Raw genomic sequence first — 21,176 nt, 5'->3', positions numbered from 1 at the left:
ATCAATTATTTTTTTAACTTTAAATTCGAAAACAATTAAACAAATTATATGAAAGCACATACATACGAAACTCAATCAACGATCACTCCTGAGAAAGCGTTAAACTTTTTAAAAGAAGGAAACCAAAGATTTGTCAACAATCTTAAAGCCAACAGAGACCTTTTGGAGCAGGTAAACGCTACCCGTGAAGGACAGTGGCCATTTGCCGTTGTTTTAAGCTGTATAGACAGCCGTACTTCTGCGGAGCTTATTTTTGACCAGGGATTGGGAGATGTTTTCAGTATCAGAATTGCCGGTAATTTTGTTAATCAGGACATTCTTGGATCTATGGAATTTGGCTGTAACGTTGCAGGTTCTAAACTGATTGTAGTTTTAGGACACACCAAGTGCGGAGCTTTGAAAGGAGGTCTGGACGCTGCTCAGATTGAAGGGATGGGAATGGATAACCTAAACCACCTGATCAATCATTTCGACCCGATCATCAACCAGGTGATTGAAGACAACGAAGAGCGTTCATCCAAAAACAGTTCTCTTTTGGAAAGACTGAATCAGCAAAATGTAAAAAATGCGATTGAGGATATCCGTAAGCAAAGTTCAACACTTAGAAACCTTGAAAACGAAGGAAAAATTAAGATTGTTGGGGCTAATTACGATGTTGAAACAGGAGCTGTAAGCTGGTTATAAAACCTGAAACACATTAAAACTTAATTATAATTTTCACAAAGTGCCATCGAAATTCGGTGGCACTTATTTTTTATTATGTCATCATACAATAAATAGTCATAAACATAGCTAGCGACTAAGCAGACAAAAGGCAATATTATATTTCATTTTAAAGAGAGTTATTTTTTCTTTATCAAAGATTAATTATATATTGCAGTATTATTTTTTATTGGTAAAAAAATTGACACTAGAAAACATTAAAATCAATACAGATAAACTTAAATATTAATTATAAATGGATTTTATTAGTTTAATAATTTTTCTAGAATTATTTCTTTTTTGCATTTATTTTTATGTAAAGAGAGAGAAAAGGTACGACATGATTTGTCGCTGTGAACTTATAACTTTGTTATTGTTAAAAATAAAAACTAATATCTCAAGACAAAAAAATGAATACAACTATGATTTGTTGTTACAACAACATAGATTTAAAGTACCAAATTTATAGATAGTAAGATTATTATATAAAAAGTAAGCAAATCTGAAGAAAAATTATAACAGATGAAAAAAAGAAATTATGTTTTCATACCTAATTTCTTGTACACACAAAGTCAGATTACTTTTTACGGCTTTTGTGCAGAGGCAATAAACTCAGGTCTCCAAGACTAGCTATTTATATATCCTGATTTTGACTCAGGTAATAACTAAAAACTAATATATATGAAAACATTCTATTTATCAGGATAGCAAAATTCTCTTGCATGAAACATTATAAAATAAGAGGTAGTTATCTTTTATCAGTTAAATAAACCTATTTACACCTAAAACAAAATATTATGAATAATCTCTATTTGGGTACACCTCTTAAGTGTGCCCCTCCTGGTATGCCGACCCATAGAATCTCATTAAATAGAAAAAACCTAACTTTACTTTGCTTTCTTTTGGGATTTTGGGGATATTCCCAAACTGAAGTCCACTTCAAATATGACGAAGCAGGTAATCAGCGCTATCGTGGCCCAGAAAGCCTTGCCAGAAAAGCTTCGCAACAGCTTAAAACCATCCCACTGAAAATAAGCCAAGGTATAGACGAAAAAAGCTTTTGGAAACAGATTCGGTTATACCCCGTCCCAGTAAATGATGCTTTAACTATTGACTGGACAGAGGAAACAGATAAGCTTATAGAATCTGTTTCTCTTTATCAACATAGTACAGTGCACTGGAAATTTCAGCAGCAGAATATTCCTGAACTTAATAGACAGTTAAAAATTAATATGATTGGTTATGATTGGGGAGTATATATTATTCGTTTTACTCTAAAAGACGGAAGAATTTTCAGTAAAAACATTACTAAAAGATAATACATAATGAAAAAGCACAATTACAAGAAAATACAAATATTTTCATCTTTGCTATTATCCTTAACTTCAATATTCTGCTTTGCTCAAAGTTTCCATGATACTAAAGGAAATATTGAAGTCAACAGAGTTGGACAACTTCAGTTTTCTTTACCCATAGATCTTCCTCCGGGAATAAAAACAGTATCTCCTCAGGTTAGTTTGTTTTACAATAGTGAATCAGGGAACGGGATTGCCGGATATGGATGGAGTATTTCAGGAATAACAGCCATTACCAGAACAGGTAAAAACATAGAAAATACTGGAGAGGTGAAGGGAATTCAGATGGACTACTCTGATTATTATAGCTTTAATGGTAAAAGACTCGTTTTAAAATCGGGGGAATATGGCAAAGACGGGGCCGAATATGTAACAGAGAAATATTCCAACACTAAATTTAAGTCCATAGGAACTGCAGCTGGATGGGAAGGTCCTGAATATTGGGAAATTACTTTTGAAGATGGTTCACAGGCATGGTATGGGCGTGGCGCAGACGCCAGAACCCCCACCGAATATAATATAAGCGAATGGAAAGATCCACAAGGTAACTACATTTCTTACAGCTATAGTCAGGGAAATCGTGTTACTATGATAAGTAGCATAAGCTGGGGAGGCAATAAAGATATGAATACGCCTCATATGAACATAATACAATTTGTTTATAATAATAGAGAGCTCAAAGAGGATTCCTACGTACAAGGTCTCAAGTTTTACCAAAACAAAATCCTTACTGATATAAAGGTACTTACCAATAACAACCCATTTAAGAGATATAGCATAGAATATACAGGTAATGGAACCGATTATCAGTTTGCAGGAAAGGTTACAGAATACAATTCTAATAACGAATCTGCTAATCCTGTTATTTTCAATTATCCAGCAATGGTAAACTCTTCTTATGCCGAGTATACAGCAGAACCAGAACCTTTTAATGATGTTAAATTGGTAGGGGATTTCAATGGGGATTCTTATTTGGACTTCTTGATGAACAACGGTACTGTAAAACTGGGTGCTTTTAATGAAACTTTTTCGACCGTTTCTACAGGTAAAATTTTTGCAAATAACGCTAAAGTAGTAAGCACATTACTAGACGAAGAAGGGCAGGTGTATAATGGAAATGGAATTGTTGAAATTAAAAATAGTAGAGTTTATGGCTATATTTTTAGAAATAATGATTTTGTAAAAGTATTTGATAAAAGCCTGGGTAATACTGTTTTTTATGGACAAGATGATAATATTATCCTTGAAGTAGGAGATTTCAATGGGGATGGCATCCCAGATGCATTTCTTGATGATGGATCTCCGGTTGGGTTTAATGTAAAAGCTATTGTAGACCTTAAAAGTGCCTCTATTCCTTTAATTGGTTTGCTGCTTAATGCCGGAATCAATGAAAATGATTATAAGGAACGAAAATATATGGATATAGATGGGGATGGAAAGGTCGAAATTATCAATGTATCAAACTCACAGTATACTGTTTTTGAATTTGTAAAATATGATGCAAACACTTACCTCCAGAAAATAAAATTTTCTGGAAATTTAATGGAAACGAAAGATCCTGAATTTCCTGTACTGTTTGGGGATTATAATGGGGATGGAAAACTTGATTTTGCAATTCCTATCACAGATTACGCAATCGGAAAGCCTGATGACTGGAGATTTTACATGGGAACAGACAAAGGGTTTGCTTCTTTTCTGAAGCAGGAATTCTTCACCTATAGAAAGTTACAGAAAGAAATGACTGGGAATTATGCCAAATTTGCCAAACAATATTTCTTTTCGGTTACCGACATGAACAAAGACGGAAAGTCTGACATTGTTCAAGTATTTTCCTATAACCAAATCAATATGTTCAATGCGAATGGCTCAAGAGACTTTGGGTATGTCATAAGCGCCAAGATGGCTAATGGGTCAGATATTAATGGAACACCTAACTTTACTCCCAACTGGTTATTTCAAAGCCCGGTATATAGCACCCAGGATTTGCTTGATCTTACCCTGTTTACTCCGCTTACCAATTCTATAAAATCCGGAAATAATTATTACAATGTCTTTTTATACTGGAAACAGTTCCTAAAAAAGATAAAAGGACCTACTCCTGTGTCTGAGCTTGCAAGGATTACTTCAATTACTCAAGGAGGAGTCACCACCACTGTAAAATATACGGAAATAGTTCCTGATAACACCTCTAATTCTGGTTTTTATAAGAAAGAAAAGAAAGAGATTTATCCTTATTATTCGATGAGTAGGGTTGATCAAGCCTATGCTGTATCACAGATTGTGGAGGAGGACAGAAAGCAGGATTTTCGCTACAGAGGACTTATCGGAACCCTACAAGGAAAAAAATTACTGGGTTTTCATCAAATAGCCCGCTCTTCATGGTATGCTAACGGATTTGAAAATACCAAGATCTGGTCTGGATCGCAAATAGATCCTCTCTTAGATGGTGCCCCTGTAAAAGAATGGAGCATAAGAACCAATAATGAAAGTAATATTTTTCCTGCAGATATTTCTGAAAATAATAACCAGCTGTTAAGTTTTGAGTCTGTAGATTACAAAGCGGACAAACTACTTAATGGACAGGTAGTAAACTCTATACCTCCAGGATCTCAAGCTAAAATTGTTACTGCGATTGTTCCTAAGTTTACCAAAACAAAGGATTTCTTAACCGGAACATTCGTTCAGAAAGTAACAACGTATGAAAATTACTATCTGCCCTCTAAAATAGAAATCAACAGCAATTACGGTTACGGGGTAGCTACCACTGAGTTTGACTATACCCATAATATCTGGGGAACAGGAAAAGATTATTACATAGGCAGGCCTACTAACAAAGCTGAAAAAATAGAAGCTTACGGTGATATACAAAATGCCTTTACTACTTATACCTATGAGAACAATCTTTTAAAAAGTAGTCAGCTTTTCCCGGGAAATAATACGACACAAGCTGTAACAGAAGAATATTCTTATGATGGATTTGGGAATATTATATTCAAGAAAACCGTATCCGGTATTGACGGAAATTCAAAAGCTCAGAAAGATGAGTATGACTCCACAGGAAGGTTTGTCGTTAAGAAAACGGATAATATAGGCAGAGAAACCCAGATGAGTTATAATAGTCTTGGGCAGGTCCTGAACCAAACAGACCCAGACGGTAACACTCTTGCCAATATATTTGACGTATGGGGCAAACTGGTGAGTTCAACATCTAATCTTGCAGGAGTTACTACTTACCTATACGACAAGGATAATCTGTACAATGAAACCATTACCCTTAATGATCCTGATGGTGATATTACAAAAGTGTTCATCAACAAGTTAGGACAGGAATATAAAACATCTTCCAAAGCCTTTGCACAGGGAAAGTATGTGTCTAAAGACGCTCAGTATGATGTCTTGGGTAGGAAGCTTAAGGAATCAGAACCTTATTTTGATGGACAGGGAGCCAACCAATGGAATACATTTGTTTATGATGATACCGTATTTCCAGCAAAAGTAAAAGCTACAGCATTTACTGGAAAGCAGACAGAGACGACTATATCCGGACTTACTACAACAGTAAAAGAAACCAGCTTACTGGATTATGGCAGAATAACTTCCCGGACATTGGATGCTTTAGGAAATGTGATAACTTCTTCCGACAAAGGAGGAACAGTACAGTTTTCTTACAATGCATTAGGACAACAGATCCAGGCCAAATACGCAGAGCATGTTGTGACTACTATGTATGATGACTGGGGGAATAAAATACGAGTAGAAGATCCTTCTACCGGGCTATACGAATATCAATATTTTGGCTATATGGGGACATTATCCAGAATAATCAGTCCAAAAGGGGAGAAAAGATATGGATACAACAGTTTGGGGCAGCTTGTCAGTCAAGAGGAGAAATCCACTACAGGAAATGAAACGAATAAAATGATTAGTTTCTTATATGACAATAAAGGAAGGCTAACTACGAAAACAGGAACCTCAAATGGTAAGAAGTATACATACATTATAAAATATGATCCCCAGGGAAGGGCTGTATCTTACTTGCAGGAAACTCCAGAAGCCTACTTTTCACAAAAAAACATTGTGTACGACAATAAAGGAAGGTTAAGTTCTTACGAAAAAGAAATAAAGACTTCTACAGGAATAACAAATGTTTCTGTAGAAAATCTATACAATGCATGGAGTGGAGAGCTATACCAAGTTAAGGATAAAGCTTCAGGGAATGTTTTATGGGAACTAAAAGAAACCAATGCAAAAGGGCTACTTGTAAAAGCTAAATTAGGTGCTGCTGAGATTATCAATGAATATGATACAAATGGTTTTTTGACAAACGTTAATCATTCTTCCACGGTAAAGCCAAATATCCTTAGCATCTCTTATTCTTTTGATGCTATTAAAAATGAACTCAAAAGCAGAAAATCGACACTTCCTTTTCATACAGAATATTTTGAATATGATGACAACAACCGACTGGTCAACTGGACAGATCCTATAACAGGTATTAAGCCTACTGCGAATAGAAATATCTATGATGTAAAAGGCAGAATCATGGAAAATGATCAGGTGGGGACTGTCAAGTATGAAAATACAGACAAAATCTACCAAGCCACTAGTATGACCCTGAATAATAATGGTATACTAAATTATAATCAGGATTTGGTTCAGAGTATTCTTTACAATGAGAATAATGACCCGGTATTTATTAATGGAGAAAGAGGTGATGCTGCATTTGAATATGGGTTAACTAGCATGAGACAAAGGGTAACTTATGGAGGAAATTTCAATGCAGACGGAAGTGGGAAGTTTACCCGATTATACAGTGAAGATGGAAGCTTTGAAGTGGTAAATAATAATATTACTGGAGAAGAAAAACACACCATTTATATTGAGGGTAATCCATATGATAGTAATATTGTATTTTTGAAGGACTTTGATGAGATTAAAGGTTCTTTTAAATTCTTGCATAAAGATTATCTCGGAAGTATCTTAGCAATCAGTGACGAGGAGGGCTATGCATTTGAACAACGGCATTTTGATGCTTGGGGAAATCTTACCCACCTGCTGCTCGGAACCAGTATAATTGCTGTAGGCAAAGCCAATATAGAAGAGACTTTAGAGATATTGGGAATAACACTTCTGACAGACAGAGGCTATACAGGACATGAGCATTTTACGGAAGTGGGTATCATCCACATGAATGGCAGATTGTATGATCCTCTGCTCAGAAGATTTCTGAATGCGGATGAAAATATCCAGGATCCATTCAACACCCAGATTTACAACAGATATGGATATGTGATGAATAATCCGATGATGTATAATGATCCCAATGGGGAGTTTGTATGGATTGCTGTAGGGGCTGTTATAGGTGGCTACTTAACAGGAGTAAAAGCTAATGGCTCATGGAATCCTGTAAAATGGAATTGGGGGGCAACTTGGGGGAAAATTGCAATGGGTGCTGCTGTAGGAGCATTTACCGGAGGAGTGGGTGCTGCAGTAGGCTCTGCTGCTCTTACCGCCGCCGCCGCTTCGGGAATACAGGGAGGCCTTTTAGGAGGGGCCATTGCCGGAGCATCCGGAGGAGCCGCTGCCGGAGCTATTAACGGCTTTGCCACTGCAGTAATGTTTGGGGAAGATGTAATAGAAGGAACCCTAATAGGTGGTTTGTCAGGAGCAGCTATAGGAGGTGCTGCAGGTGCAATTGCCGGAACAATAGGCCAAATTGCCCAAAATGCAAAAGCTGCTAGAATAGGTGCTCCACAAGGAACAATCTTAAAGGGTGCTCCTATTGCTACTGGTAGAAGTGCATGGACTTTAAACAATACTCCGAAAACTACAACAGTAGGAACAACACCTGGAAAAATACCTCCTATTGTAATTGGAGATATAGGAGTAGGAACCGCTGATGAAATTGTTGGCTATAATTTCGTTAATGAACAACCAGTTCCAATATATAAGGAAGGTCCCAAAGTTATCTATAAGGGAGAGTATACAGGTAAAACTATTAGTGAGGAAATGGTCAAAGTACGTCACCACACATCATATAAAGCTCTTAAAGGAATTAAGAAAAGTGGAACAATAAATGCATCTAGAGGTGAACCATTAGGAGTAGATGTAGAAGTTCAACCATTTTTAAAAGCAACTGAAGTTGAATTAGGCCAAGCAAATAAAGGATCATATATTGAGTTTTCTGTTCCAAAAAGTCAAGTAGGGCCACCTGCATCTAAAGGTATTGGAGGAAAAGGAAATGCAGGACGAATTGTAACCGGAGGTCCCCCATTAAAAATATCAGATTCTGCTCCAAAGTTTGTAAGATGGAATTGGCTAGGTCTTTAATTTTTTTATTATGAAAAATATTCAATTAAACTATTCACAACTACTGTTTTTATATGCATACTTAAGATCAATTGATCTTTCACTTGATAGAAACAAATGGACTACTTGGGATGAGCTTCAGGATTATTTTAAAAACATGATAGCACCTTCTCAAGTCGCACAATATCTTATTAATACTTTTAATTTACCCAAAACAGATTTTAAGAATTTTAATTTTATACCACAAAAAAAATCTTTACTTAATAGGCTAAGGCCAATTATATTTAAAACTTGTCCATTAAAGCAGGACGAAATCATATATTGTTGCAAACTCTTATTTCAATTTGATGAAGTACTCCATTCAGATATAAAAAAATACCATTTAGGGATTGAAAGAATAAGAATAGATATTGCTGAATACTATTCAAATATTTTAGGCCGAATGATATTATTGAATGATTTAGATAGACTGATGAAAATTGAACATTTTTGGCAAAGTGAGAAAATTGATATTTCTAAATTAGAAGAATTTATACCTAGCGATTTTGGATAAACCTATTATAGTTTTTAGGTAATAAAAATCATTCTTCAACGATAATGAGATGACTACCTCAAAATGGGGTAGTCATTCTTTTAAGTATTACTATAATCTTAATCTTGGGGCTTCCTAATCCCAATCCGGAATCATTTCCCGTTAAATGCAGACATCGTGTTATTTAATCCGGCAAATACGAAAGAAAGGCTGGCCTTGGAAAAGGTTTCAATTCTCTCCGGCAGTTTTTCCGACTCTTCTTCATTCCAGGTTCCGAGAACATAATCTACCTGTCGCCCAGCAGAAAAATCGGCAGAAATCCCAAAACGCAGTCTTGCATAGTTTTGAGTCTGCAATACTTCATTAATATTTTTTAATCCGTTATGCCCGGCATCTGAACCTTTCCCTTTCATTCTTAAAGTTCCGAAAGGAAGTGCAAGATCATCCGTTACAATCAATACATTTTCCAAAGGGATATTTTCTTTCTGCATCCAGTATTTCACAGCGTTTCCAGAAAGATTCATATAGGTATCCGGCTTAAGAACGAAAACTTTTCTGCCTTTGTATTTTCCTTCTGCCAGCCAGCCAAAGTTTGAGGTATTGAATGATACTTCAAGAGTTTCGGCTATTTTTTCAGCTACTTTAAAGCCTATATTGTGTCGTGTATTTTCATATTCTGAGCCTTTGTTACCAAGCCCAACGATTAAATATTTCATCAGAAATTTTTTGCAAAATTAAGAGATATAAAATAAAAAACTCAACCTTATGAAGGTTGAGTTTAAATATTTTTCAAAAAAGGTCTATTGTGGCTTATAAATATAATTTACACCATATCCTTTTGTCATATAAGTCTGAGGATCATAAACGTAGTTGGTACTCTTTACAATCGGGCTTGGAATAGGTGGCGTAAGATCTGTCACCGACCATCTCTTAGGATTGTTTGGAGATAAGATAAGGCTTTCTTTGTCATTGATTACAGTAGATAATAATCTTGAAATTTTATATACATGTGGAAGCAACGTGAAAGGGCTTACCTGATTATCATATGCATAATATTCATAGCTATATTTACCTGTAACAGGTCCATTTGGAGTACCACTCGTACCATTTATTTTGCCATAATATCTAACTACTTTAGATACATTGTCTCCCAGGTAGCTATATCCTGTTTTTGAGTAATCTGTAAACACAAAGTTGGTTCCGGCAGTATCCGGTCCGTTTCTCATAACAATAGAATCCAGCTTTCCTGTAGAAGTACTGTAAACTATTCTGTAAGATGATTTCTCTTTTCTCAATAATGTTTGAGGATTTGGAGTTGTTGCCGGAGGTACAATTGGAGGTCTTCTGAAAATAGAACGGTTTTCAGAAATAGTCTGTAATTTGTTATTATTTCCGTATGTAAATAATTGAGTATAAGAAACACTGTCTTTATCCAGTTTCCCGTTACCATCAAGATCAAGGAAACCATTAAAATTAATCTGGCTGATCTTATCACCACTGTACATGATATCTGTAACAGAGGCACTATCCTGAAGCACTTTAGTCACAAGAAGACCACTGTAGTGATATTCTGCCAAGGTATCTTTACTTGTAACCTCTCTATATAAAGCTCTTGGCCCGCTTAATCCTTCTGTAGTATTCAGGTCTAGTAGAGGATTTCCATCCTCATCCAATAAGCTTTTACAAGAATGTATTGTGGATAAACCTGCTATTAATATAATAAAATAGAAAATTCGTTTCATTTCCTGGTAATTGATTATTTTTTTGACAAATATAATTTTTTTTTGCTTAAAAATTATACGATTATTGATATTCTGGTTATGATTATTAGTAATAAACTACTCTCTTATAAATTTTTATAGAAATAAGTCAAATTCTGATTTTTCTCTAGAGTCGGGTACCCTTGGTTATCATAAGAATAACTTTGCGACGTATTCGTTGCAGAAGTAGGAGTCTGTATATATATTGATGTAGGGTTACTTGGCGACATTTTATAAAAATTGGCAGGATTCATTAAACTCTGCATCAGAAAATACAGGGAAGGAAGTGTAGAGAATGGGCTCTTTCTTCCGTCATAATTCTGGAAATTATACTTTGTAACTTTCGCTGTAGCCATATCAGGAGCTCCGTTGTTATCCAGGATTCCTTTAGAGCAGGTAACCTGAAAAATTTCATTCCCCGCATAGGTAAACACATACTCTATAAACTGATTATAAGCACTGATACCTCCTGCTTTTCTCTTTTCAAGAATTTTGGTCAACTTGTCTGTTGTAGCATCATAAGTGAAAGCATAGTCGCTTACATGAGACACAGCGGGAGTAGCCCCCGTTGCCGTACACGAAGCATTGTAAATTTTCTTTCCTGTTCCATCCGGAACAATATTAAATTCATAAGCAAGGCTGGTTGAGGCAGAGCTTACAAATTTCACTTTAGTAATATTTTTTTGGGTATACGTTATAGTACCTGTATAATATGCTGTAACAGTGGTTGCAGTCTCATCTCGGAATACAGACTGTTGTAAAGCCCCTGTACCTGCAGTGGTAACATACTCTTCACTGGAAACATTATTAACATTGATCTTTGTAAGAATTCTTTGAGGAGGGACACCCGGGTCCGGATCAGGAATAGATTCTGTAGGATCAGATGTAGTATTACATGCTGCCAGCAATCCTAGAAAAGCAATACCGGCAAACATTTTAAGAAAATAGTTTTTTACCATAGAGAGTTTTTTAGATTGTCCAAATATAATTCAATTTTCGATAATACACTCTACTTTATTCAAACAAATTCACAAGGAATAGAGTTAATAAACAAAAAATCTAAAAACATAACGTTTCTAGATTTCTATTTATTGTATTATCATGAAAATTAATAAGGTTGCAGCACAGATACATTTAAAGTAGACTGTGACATATCGCTATTCAGAAAGGTTGTATTCACCGCTCTTCCAATTCCTACTGTAGTTCCTGTAATGGATCTTTTTGAACACGCTACTTTAACGTTATATTTACTATTTGTATTAACAGCAAGACCGGCAAGAGTTGCATTCAGATTAAAAATCTTATACGTTCCGCTATCTCCAAGCAAAACGTCTGTTCTTACAGCTCGCAACTGATTATCTATAAATATCCCACATGCGAAACTGGCAGAACTGGTTCCTGTTTTCTGAACTGTAGTTTGAAAAGAAAAAGTGGCCTTGTTATTTGTACTGGTCACTATAAACGAATAATCAATTTCCGGAAGTGCTACCCATTTAGGTTCGTTGGAAACTTGGGTAGATATAGATTCTCCATCTGTATAAGAACTTGTTGATCCGTTATTGCCAGAAAAGCTAAGTCCCGTTTTATCTGACATTGTATTGACTGAGAATAATGACATACTTCCCTGCCCATCAGCAATTTTAATTGTTTTCCAATCGTTTGCTGCCATATCCGAATTATTATGCAGAATATCTCCTGCGGATCCAGCAGATCCTTTCAAAAGGTCGGTTCCTCCTGTTCTTAATTCATTTCTGACATTTAAGTCTCCATTCACATCCAATGTATTGGTTGGAGCTGGAGTATTAATACCCACTTGTGCGTTAACAGCAATAGCTAAGAGAACAGTGGTTACAATTCCTATTTTTTTCATAATCTGCTTAGTTAATAACTGAGTTAAACGTCTGTGGAACTTCATACACATCTACTTTAAGAGACGATTGCGCAATAAAGCTGTTGATATTGGTTGCTCCGGAAGCATTGGTCCCTATCGCAAGGGAAATACCTGAAGCATCATATGATCCCAGTCTTGTACAGGCAACGCTTACAGAGTGATCTCCTTTAGAAAGGTTTTCTACAATTCCAATCTGAGTATGGGTAATGAAAGGAAAAGAAGCATTGTTAGCTTTAATGTTTCTTTGTCTCAAATTCACGAGTTTATTATCTACAAAAATTCCACAGGCATAGTCTATTGAACTATCCTGAGGATTAGTACCGCTACCCACCGCTGCAAAACTGGCATGTACTACGGTTTCAAAAAGGAAATACGCTTTACTTTCAGTACTGAAAACACTGATCGTTTGTGAAAGCCCGTCAATTTTTTTAAATTTTGTAAACGTACTATAATCTTTTCCTTTAGTAAATGCAGCTCCTCTACCTCCATAGGTTATCGAAGAATCATCACTATTGGCAAATGTTGTTCCTACTTTATCAGAAAAAGAGTTGTTATAGATCAGGTAAAATTTATTAGCTTCATATTCCGGGATACGGAGAGATTTCCAAGCTGGTGGAAGTCCTTCCCCTTGGGAAACAAGTAACTGGTCATTACTCCCTTGATAAACAGAATTATTAGCATCAAAAACAGCAATTTTATTTCTGAAATTAACATCACCATTCACATCCAGCTTTGCTTGCGGAGCTTCAGTTTTGATTCCTACTTGAGCCGACAATAACAGTCCCGTTGCAAGAAACAAAGTTGATAGTATTTTTTTCATCGTTTGATTAATTTTTATAAGTCACAAATTCAATAACGTCTACCTTCATGTCAGATTCCAGCGTGAATGCATTGGAAACTCCATTCGATCCTTCTACATTACGTCCTATTGCAAATTGTGCGTTGGTATTGGAAGTATCAATTTTTCTGCAGGCAATCTCCACTTTGTGAGGACCCACAGGAACATTCTGTTCTGTATAATTCAGGGTGAAAATATAATCTAAAAGCCCCAGCTTCCCGGAGTTATTGTTAGATGCAATTCTATCAGGACGTACTGCTACCAGTAAACCGTTTCTAAAAACCCCGCAGGTAAACCTTACGCTTTCAGGTGTTGCTGTTGCAGAAGCTTTTATTTCTACTCCTGTCTGAAACTGATAAGTAAGCCTGTTTTTTGCGTTTTTGATTGTAAAATTGGTTTCAAGATTAGAAATCTTTACCCATTTACCTTTCGAAACATCTGTGATATTGTCGCCAACACTGTTTTTGTAAACAATGTCAGTGGAAGTGGCATCAGGAAGATTCGTGATACCTGTTTGATCTGAAGACAAATATGAATTAATTAATTTATACTGTCCCTCTTCTATAAAGGAAACATTCAAAGTTTTCCAGACAGGTGGCAGTCCTTCTCCTTGAGAAACTAAAACCTGACCGTTCAATCCGGCGCTTCCAACCTGAGTTGAAGTTCCGCCTACTCTAAGCTCTTTTCGTAAGGTAGTTTTACCATTTACGTCGAGACTAGACTTTGGTTTGGGAGTCCCGATTCCCACCTGAGCGTTAAGATTGAAGGACAAAAGTCCAATAACGCTGCAATATATAGTTTTTTTCATAATGAGGACTGCAAAGGTACAAATTGAAGTCCACAAAATTCCAGTTATATATTCATAATACTATAGAAATAAACGCATTAGAGGATAGAATTAATCACACATAAAAGTAGAATTATTTCGACATAACTCCACTTTTTCTGTTCATAAAAAAATATACAACGTTCCAAACCCTTACTGTGTCGAACATTACGGATTAATTTTAATCAATAAAAAGTGAGTTTAGGGACTTAAAAAGGGCTTTAATTCCCTTAAAAAGGAATATTACAAGACAAAAAGCTGATAACAATCATAAAAAAACATATAAAAACTTAAAATTTTATATGTTTTTCCTGATTTTACGAAAAATTTTATTTCCTATTAAAACAAACGTTAATTATGTTCAATAATGGCTTTTAGAAGCATATTCACCTCATCTACATTTTTCACCCTTTCTTTTCTCATCATAAGCTGGTTACCTTCTTTGCCGGACTTTTCTTTAAGTTGGGCTTCTGCAGGATTTCTGGTAAGATAGTTAATGATATGCCTGAATCGGTCTGTCTGATAGAATTTGTCCTGAGGATTACCTGGAAAATACCCTAAAAACACACCGTTTTTCATTACGATCTTTTCAAAACCGATATCTGCTGCAAGCCACTTCAGGGAAACGCTCTTCAAAAGATTCACAGCTTCTTTAGGTAAAGCTCCGAAACGGTCGATAAGTTCAAGTTCAAACTGATGAAGATCTGCTTCATTATTAATTTCTGCAATTTTCTGATATAGTAAGAGTCTTTCTTCTGTATTGGAGATATATGAATCGGGCAGCATCAGTTCTAAGTCTGTATCAATATTTACATCTTTCACAGATTTGAAAAGCTTCTGTCTGTCTTCTTCATTTTCGAACAGATTTTCAAACTCAACGTCATCTTTTAATTCTTCAAGAGCTTCCTGCATCAATTTCTGATAGGTTTCAAATCCCATCTCATTAATAAATCCGCTTTGCTCTGCTCCTAACAAGTCACCTGCTCCACGAATCTCCAAATCTTTCATTGCAATCTGGAATCCGCTTCCCAGATCAGAAAACTGTTCAATCGCTTCCAGACGTTTTCTTGCATCCGAAGTCATCATGTCATACGGTGACGTAATCAGGTAACAGAAGGCTTTTCTGTTGCTTCGTCCTACTCTTCCACGCATCTGGTGAAGATCTGCCATTCCAAATCTTTGAGCATCGTTGATGAAAATTGTATTCGCATTTGGAACATCCACACCACTTTCTACAATGGTAGTGGAAACCAAAACGTCATACTTACCGTCCATAAAGTCAAGAACGTTTTTCTCCAACTGCTTGCCTTCCATTTGGCCGTGCCCAGTAATTACTCTTGCATCCGGAACCAGTCTCTGAATAAGCCCTGCAATATCTTTAAGGTTCTCTATTCTATTATTAATAAAGTATACCTGACCGTCTCTTTGAAGTTCGTAAGAAACAGCATCACGAAGTGTTTCTTCATTAAATCCTATCAACTGTGTATCTACCGGCTGTCTGTTTGGCGGTGGTGTTTTTATAACAGATAAATCTCTGGCCGCCATCAATGAGAACTGCAATGTTCTTGGAATTGGAGTAGCCGTTAATGTGAGCGTATCTACATTATTTTTTAAAGTCTTCAATTTATCTTTTACAGAAACTCCAAATTTGTGTTCTTCATCAATAATCAACAAACCAAGATCTTTAAACTTAACAGAACTGCTGACCAACTGATGGGTTCCTATTATAATATCTACTTTTCCGTTCTTCAGATCTTCTAAAGTTTCGGATTTCTGTTTAGCTGTTCTAAAACGATTGACATAGGAAACATTCACAGGAAAATCTTTAAGTCTTTCTTTAAAGCTTCTATAATGCTGGAATGCTAAAATGGTTGTCGGCACCAATAAAGCAACCTGTTTTCCATCTGTTGCCGCTTTAAAAGCAGCACGAATGGCAACTTCTGTTTTACCAAAACCTACATCTCCACAAACCAATCGATCCATCACCGTATCGGCTTCCATATCTTTTTTCACATCGAAAGTTGCCTTTTCCTGGTCTGGAGTATCTTCATAAATAAAGCTTGCTTCAAGCTCATTCTGCAGATAAGAATCGGGCGTAAAAGCAAACCCTTTTGCCGTTTTTCTTTGCGCATACAACCTGATAAGGTCGAAAGCAATTTGTTTTACCTTAGCCTTTGTTTTTTGTTTTAATGATTTCCAGGTTGGAGATCCCAGCTTACTCAAAACAATCTCTCTGCCATCCGGCCCGTTATATTTCGATATTTTATGAAGTGAATGAATACTCACGTACAACAAGTCCCCATTTTTATAGGTAAGCTTAAAACATTCCTGGATTTTACCGTCGTTATTAACCTTTACAAGACCCATAAATTTTCCAATCCCGTGGTCTATGTGAGCAATGTAGTCCCCAATTTTCAAGGACATCAGATCTTTCAGGGTAAGCTGCTCTGATTTTGCAAAAGTATTTTTTGCTTTGTACCTTTGATAACGGTCGAAGATCTGGTGATCTGTATACATAAGCAATTTGTGGCCATGGTCTACAAATCCCTCATGCAGTTCAGATTTAAAACTTTTAAAAGGAAGTTCATGCTCCAGCTCTTCAAAGATAGATTCCAGTCTTTCTTTCTGCTTCTCTGTTGAAAAAGAAATCCAGGTTTCAAATCCGTCTTTTTGTTTTTCCTCGATATCTTCTATCAGCAATTCAAAATTTTTATGGAAAGAGGGCTGTGGAATTTGCTCTAACTTTATTTCGGTAATTTCTTTCAATCCTTCGATCACTACTCCACCGAAATCAATGGTTTTGAATTTCTTATAATCAAACAGAAACTCCTGATCGGAGATAAAAAGTTCCTGAGGTCTTTTATGAGCAATATCTTTGCTTAAAGTATCATACTTTTCCAGCGACTTCTCATAGAATGTTCTGATCTTCTGCATTCCTACCATTCCGTTTTTGGAAACTACGTAGCTTTCTTTCGGTAATAATTGCAATAATGAAACTCTGGTTCCTGTCACAGAAAAATTCATGTTGGAAACCAATTGAAATTCTTTTACCTTTTCTACGGAAAGCTGTGTTTCTATATCGAAGGTTTTAATACTTTCCACTTCATTCCCAAAGAAAGTAATCCTGTAAGGTTTTTCGTAGGAATAAGAAAATACGTCTACAATTCCTCCTCTCACAGAAAACTCTCCAGGTTCTGAAACGAAATCAGCCTGTTGAAAATGATAATGAGTAAGTAATTCATCCACAAAGTCAAAATCAAGCTGATCTCCTACTTTTATATGATGGGAAATGGCTTTGAAATCTTCTTTCTTCAATACTTTTTCCGATAAAGCACCTGCATAGGCTACAATAACTTTGGGAGAACGTCCGGAATTGATTTTATTCAACACTTCTGTGCGCAGTACCAGATTAGCATTCTGCGTTTTTTCAACCTGATAGGGTTCCATATGAGTAGCGGGAAAATACAGTACTTTTTCTTTTCCAAGCAGGTCTTCCATTTCGGTATTGGCATACAAAGCATCTTCCTTATCATCTACGAGATAAAGAATATTCTTCTTCTGAACCAAAAAAAGTTCAGCCACAAAAATAGAAACCGCCGATCCGGCACTTCCCTTTACAGCAATATGCTGATTGTTTTCTAACTGTGTAAAAATTTCTTTTCCGAATTCTTTCTGCAACAGATCTGGAAGAAACTTTTCCTTGATGGATTTTAACTGCATAGATAGTGATGGTATAAACAACGAAATCGATTTCGGGAGTTTTCCGAAACCGTTCATGCTTTACAAAGGTACGGATATTTTTTTCTTAGTCTAAAAAAGTGGGAGACTTTACGCTTTAGAATGAAGGACTTAGTATAGAATTTCTTAATATTTCATTAATTTATCTAATAACCTGTTAAAAAAAATCAATTCTCTCCGCTCGGCATAATGTTTGGGATTCCCAAGATTACCAACATCAAAATATAATATTATGAAAAAGACAATTAAAATCTCAGGAGTGCTTATGCTTCTGTTTTTTACAGCATTTTTTATTTCGTCATGCAGCAGAGATGATGATCCTACCAATAATGATTTCTTTGCAGGAACCTACAAAGGGAGTATTTCTTATAAAGATGGAGGATCTACTACGATAAGTACCGATAACGGAAGTGTATTTGTAACTAAGATTGCAAGTGGCACCAAATACAATTTCGGTTTTTCAAATGGAATTCCCGATCTCAACGGAGTTGAATTTGAGCAGAAAGGAGATCATACACTTGTAATGATTGGTTCAAATGGAACCTCTTATATAAGAATTGATAATAACGAATTAAAAATTCTGTATATAAAAGACGGCAAAACCTGGACCGCCAACTGTACGCGATAAACATTCTAATTCATATCATAAGAAAGCCTGTTTTCAATTTCTGGAACAGGCTTTTTTATTGCCTTACAGTACCTTTAATTTTTTTTTAATCTGTAATAAACTTTCGTAAAGTTTACATTCACTTATTTTCTAGCCTGCTTTTTGCATATCTTTATTCAACAAAAACAAACAATATAATCCCTATGAAAAAATTATTATCTGCAATGTCATTAGTCTTAGGATTAGGACTTGCAACTGCTCAGCAGACTGCTCCCGCTACAACTTCTACACCACACCCAACGGCAAAAACAGTAAAAGCTACTAAGCCGGCAGAAGTAAAAGCAGCAAAACCAGCCGCCACTAAGGCAGCAAAACCAGCTGAAGTAAAACCGGCTCAGCCAGCTGCCAAAATGAAAAAAGACGGTACTCCGGATAAAAGATACAAAGACAACAAGCATCTGAAAAAAGATGGTACTCCGGACAAAAGGTATAAAGAAAACAAATAAGCACAACATTAACATATAGTTGTTATTTTCATAATCAAATTTCGATAAGCCGATGAACTTGTTTCATCGGTTTTTTTATGTGAAGCTTTATAAAAAATGATTCCAGATTCTCTACTTATTTATAAATTTGGACCATGTTAAACTTCTTCAAGAAAAATGCGGCACTTATTTGGGCAAAGAAACATGTTCAAAAAGCGGAGGAATTCAAAAAAAATGCAGAAAAGAACCAGGAAGATCTGCTATTGTCACTTGTTGGAACAGCTCAGAAAACACTTTTTGGGCGGGAGCATGATTTTGAAAATATTCATTCTGTAAAAGAATTTCAGGAGAGAGTTCCCATCGCTGACTATGAAGATCTTAAACCTTATATTGAAAGAGTAAAAAAAGGACAGGCTAATATTCTCTGGACAGAAACTCCTGAATATTTTGCAAAAACTTCAGGAACAACTTCCGGGTCTAAATACATTCCGATTTCTAAGGAAGGAATGCCTTTTCAAATCGCAGGTGCTCAGAGTGCTCTTTTTCATTATATCAGCAAGAAAGGAAATGCTGATTTTGTCAACGGAAAAATGATCTTTCTTCAGGGAAGTCCCGAACTGGAAGAAGTTTTTGGGATAAAAACAGGAAGATTATCCGGTATTGTGGCGCATCACATTCCAAATTACCTTCAAAAAAACCGGCTTCCAAGCTGGGAAACCAACATCATGGAAGATTGGGAAGCCAAAGTAGATAAAATCATCGAAGAAACGGAAAAAGAAAACATGACTCTTATTTCCGGAATTCCACCATGGCTTATCATGTATTTTGAAAAACTGACGGAAAAACATGGTAAAAAGATCAAACAGCTTTTTCCTAATCTCCAACTTATTGTAACAGGAGGTGTCAATTATGAGCCATACCGAGACAAAATGGAAGATCTGTTGGGTGGCACGGTAGATATCATACAAACATTTCCTGCTTCTGAAGGTTTTTTTGCCTTTCAGGACGATTATACCAAAGAAGGACTACTATTATTGACCAATCATGGGATTTTCTATGAATTTATTCCGCTGGAAGAATATGGTAAGCCTGATGCGAGAAGGTTAACTTTAAAAGACATTGAACTGAACAAAGATTATGCATTGATCCTGACCACCAATTCAGGTTTATGGGCCTATTCTATCGGTGATGTTGTAAGATTCATCAATAAAAATCCTTACAGGGTTCTGGTAAGTGGAAGAACGAAGCATTTTACTTCTGCTTTTGGAGAGCACGTAATTGCTTTCGAGGTGGAAGAAGCCATGAAAGCCACTCTTGAGAAATATCCGGCACAGATTACAGAATTCCATCTTGCTCCGCAGGTAAATCCGACAGAGGGACTTCCCTATCATGAATGGCTGATTGAGTTTGAAAAAGAACCGGAAAGCCTGGAGCTCTTCACAAACGAGCTGGATGACCAACTTAGGGCTAGAAACACCTATTATGATGATCTTATCTCCGGCAATATTCTTCAGAAACTCCATATTACGGGATTGAAAAAGAATGCCTTCCACGAATATGCAAAATCTCAGGGAAAATTGGGAGGCCAAAACAAGACACCAAGATTGGCAAATGACAGAAAAGTTGCCGATCTCTTAGAAATTTACAAACTTTAATCATATTTTTTCAATTCCAAAAACGTATATTCGAAAAAAATTATAAATTTGAAAAACTAAACGAAAATAATGAAAGCATCTGTACTGTTGAAATCGTCTTTATTAACATCTTTATTTGTCATTACATCTTGTGCTACTACAAAATACAGCGAGGATATTTCAAAAAACAACTATTCTAACCTGGAAGCAGGGAAAGTATATAAGGTTACCATGAGAGATGGTTCTCCTCAACAGAAAATACTTTTCAGAAACATTGTTGGGGATAATATTGTAGGTACAGCCGGCAAAAAAGACAGTACAGAAGTAATTATTCCTAAATCTAAAGTAGCTGCAGTGAAAGACAGAAGAAAAGCAAGAATTGCCGCGGGAGCTACCATCATTGGAGCAGCAGGTGTTGCGGCTATTGTTCTGAGTTCTACAAGAGCAGACTAAAATAGATTTTATCTTTCGGAACATATTTAATATATCTTTTAAAAAT

General features: G+C 36.0%; 15 protein-coding genes. 8 read left to right on the top strand and 7 right to left on the bottom strand.

Annotated features, from left to right (window positions below; all coding sequences use genetic code 11):
• The first annotated feature begins 48 nt into the window (after positions 1-48).
• The 4 genes from ACL9RH_RS16505 to ACL9RH_RS16490 all read left to right on the top strand — a co-directional run bounded on the left by ACL9RH_RS16505 (position 49) and on the right by ACL9RH_RS16490 (position 8,919).
• The gene (locus tag ACL9RH_RS16505) at positions 49-684 is read left to right on the top strand and encodes a carbonic anhydrase family protein (RefSeq protein ID WP_422694461.1); all 636 of its coding nucleotides are present in this window, start codon (positions 49-51) and stop codon (positions 682-684) included.
• An 815-nt stretch (positions 685-1,499) separates the two neighbouring features.
• Positions 1,500-2,021: a hypothetical protein gene (locus ACL9RH_RS16500; RefSeq protein WP_422694460.1), complete on the top strand. Its 522-nt coding sequence runs from the start codon at positions 1,500-1,502 to the stop codon at positions 2,019-2,021.
• 6 nt (positions 2,022-2,027) lie between these two features.
• Positions 2,028-8,387, top strand: a complete 6,360-nt coding sequence (locus tag ACL9RH_RS16495; RefSeq protein ID WP_422694459.1) for an RHS repeat-associated core domain-containing protein — start codon at positions 2,028-2,030, stop codon at positions 8,385-8,387.
• 10 nt (positions 8,388-8,397) lie between these two features.
• The gene (locus tag ACL9RH_RS16490) at positions 8,398-8,919 is read left to right on the top strand and encodes a hypothetical protein (RefSeq protein WP_422694458.1); all 522 of its coding nucleotides are present in this window, start codon (positions 8,398-8,400) and stop codon (positions 8,917-8,919) included.
• Between the two features lie 131 nt (positions 8,920-9,050).
• Here the strand turns inward: ACL9RH_RS16490 and pth are convergent, their stop codons facing one another.
• The 7 genes from pth to mfd form a co-directional block, all read right to left on the bottom strand.
• Positions 9,051-9,614 (bottom strand): aminoacyl-tRNA hydrolase, encoded by a 564-nt coding sequence (pth, locus tag ACL9RH_RS16485; RefSeq protein WP_422694457.1) that lies wholly within the window; start codon positions 9,612-9,614, stop codon positions 9,051-9,053.
• Between the two features lie 84 nt (positions 9,615-9,698).
• Positions 9,699-10,640: a hypothetical protein gene (locus tag ACL9RH_RS16480; protein ID WP_422694456.1), complete on the bottom strand. Its 942-nt coding sequence runs from the start codon at positions 10,638-10,640 to the stop codon at positions 9,699-9,701.
• 104 nt (positions 10,641-10,744) lie between these two features.
• Positions 10,745-11,617, bottom strand: coding sequence for a hypothetical protein (locus ACL9RH_RS16475; protein WP_422694455.1), 873 nt, complete (start codon positions 11,615-11,617; stop codon positions 10,745-10,747).
• Between the two features lie 149 nt (positions 11,618-11,766).
• The gene (locus ACL9RH_RS16470) at positions 11,767-12,528 is read right to left on the bottom strand and encodes a hypothetical protein (protein ID WP_422694454.1); all 762 of its coding nucleotides are present in this window, start codon (positions 12,526-12,528) and stop codon (positions 11,767-11,769) included.
• A gap of 7 nt (positions 12,529-12,535) precedes the next feature.
• Positions 12,536-13,369 carry a hypothetical protein gene (locus ACL9RH_RS16465; protein WP_422694453.1) on the bottom strand — a complete coding sequence of 278 codons (834 nt, stop codon included), beginning with the start codon at positions 13,367-13,369 and terminating at the stop codon, positions 12,536-12,538.
• Positions 13,370-13,376: 7 nt separating this feature from the next.
• Positions 13,377-14,195, bottom strand: a complete 819-nt coding sequence (locus tag ACL9RH_RS16460) for a hypothetical protein (RefSeq protein WP_422694452.1) — start codon at positions 14,193-14,195, stop codon at positions 13,377-13,379.
• A gap of 369 nt (positions 14,196-14,564) precedes the next feature.
• The gene (mfd, locus tag ACL9RH_RS16455; RefSeq protein ID WP_422694451.1) at positions 14,565-17,933 is read right to left on the bottom strand and encodes a transcription-repair coupling factor; all 3,369 of its coding nucleotides are present in this window, start codon (positions 17,931-17,933) and stop codon (positions 14,565-14,567) included.
• Positions 17,934-18,183: 250 nt separating this feature from the next.
• On the opposite strand from mfd, the gene ACL9RH_RS16450 reads away from it, so the two are divergent.
• From ACL9RH_RS16450 to ACL9RH_RS16435, 4 genes are all read left to right on the top strand, one after another.
• Complete coding sequence (locus ACL9RH_RS16450) at positions 18,184-18,579, top strand: hypothetical protein (protein ID WP_422694450.1); 396 nt, start codon at positions 18,184-18,186, stop codon at positions 18,577-18,579.
• A gap of 182 nt (positions 18,580-18,761) precedes the next feature.
• Positions 18,762-19,064 carry a hypothetical protein gene (locus ACL9RH_RS16445; RefSeq protein ID WP_422694449.1) on the top strand — a complete coding sequence of 101 codons (303 nt, stop codon included), beginning with the start codon at positions 18,762-18,764 and terminating at the stop codon, positions 19,062-19,064.
• Between the two features lie 134 nt (positions 19,065-19,198).
• Positions 19,199-20,698 (top strand): GH3 auxin-responsive promoter family protein, encoded by a 1,500-nt coding sequence (locus ACL9RH_RS16440; RefSeq protein WP_422694448.1) that lies wholly within the window; start codon positions 19,199-19,201, stop codon positions 20,696-20,698.
• Positions 20,699-20,767: 69 nt separating this feature from the next.
• Positions 20,768-21,130: a hypothetical protein gene (locus ACL9RH_RS16435; RefSeq protein ID WP_422694447.1), complete on the top strand. Its 363-nt coding sequence runs from the start codon at positions 20,768-20,770 to the stop codon at positions 21,128-21,130.
• Positions 21,131-21,176: the final 46 nt, after the last annotated feature.

This window comes from Chryseobacterium sp. Mn2064, assembly GCF_049319685.1.
Classification (GTDB): Bacteria; Bacteroidota; Bacteroidia; order Flavobacteriales; family Weeksellaceae; genus Chryseobacterium.
This window is presented reverse-complemented; position numbering and strand designations above follow the sequence as displayed.

Coding starts and splice junctions, on each gene's coding strand:
- ACL9RH_RS16505 (WP_422694461.1), top strand. CDS start 49: ATGAAAGCACATACATACGAAACTCAATCAACGATCACTCCTGAGAAA.
- ACL9RH_RS16500 (WP_422694460.1), top strand. CDS start 1,500: ATGAATAATCTCTATTTGGGTACACCTCTTAAGTGTGCCCCTCCTGGT.
- ACL9RH_RS16495 (WP_422694459.1), top strand. CDS start 2,028: ATGAAAAAGCACAATTACAAGAAAATACAAATATTTTCATCTTTGCTA.
- ACL9RH_RS16490 (WP_422694458.1), top strand. CDS start 8,398: ATGAAAAATATTCAATTAAACTATTCACAACTACTGTTTTTATATGCA.
- pth (WP_422694457.1), bottom strand. CDS start 9,614: ATGAAATATTTAATCGTTGGGCTTGGTAACAAAGGCTCAGAATATGAA.
- ACL9RH_RS16480 (WP_422694456.1), bottom strand. CDS start 10,640: ATGAAACGAATTTTCTATTTTATTATATTAATAGCAGGTTTATCCACA.
- ACL9RH_RS16475 (WP_422694455.1), bottom strand. CDS start 11,617: ATGGTAAAAAACTATTTTCTTAAAATGTTTGCCGGTATTGCTTTTCTA.
- ACL9RH_RS16470 (WP_422694454.1), bottom strand. CDS start 12,528: ATGAAAAAAATAGGAATTGTAACCACTGTTCTCTTAGCTATTGCTGTT.
- ACL9RH_RS16465 (WP_422694453.1), bottom strand. CDS start 13,369: ATGAAAAAAATACTATCAACTTTGTTTCTTGCAACGGGACTGTTATTG.
- ACL9RH_RS16460 (WP_422694452.1), bottom strand. CDS start 14,195: ATGAAAAAAACTATATATTGCAGCGTTATTGGACTTTTGTCCTTCAAT.
- mfd (WP_422694451.1), bottom strand. CDS start 17,933: ATGCAGTTAAAATCCATCAAGGAAAAGTTTCTTCCAGATCTGTTGCAG.
- ACL9RH_RS16450 (WP_422694450.1), top strand. CDS start 18,184: ATGAAAAAGACAATTAAAATCTCAGGAGTGCTTATGCTTCTGTTTTTT.
- ACL9RH_RS16445 (WP_422694449.1), top strand. CDS start 18,762: ATGAAAAAATTATTATCTGCAATGTCATTAGTCTTAGGATTAGGACTT.
- ACL9RH_RS16440 (WP_422694448.1), top strand. CDS start 19,199: ATGTTAAACTTCTTCAAGAAAAATGCGGCACTTATTTGGGCAAAGAAA.
- ACL9RH_RS16435 (WP_422694447.1), top strand. CDS start 20,768: ATGAAAGCATCTGTACTGTTGAAATCGTCTTTATTAACATCTTTATTT.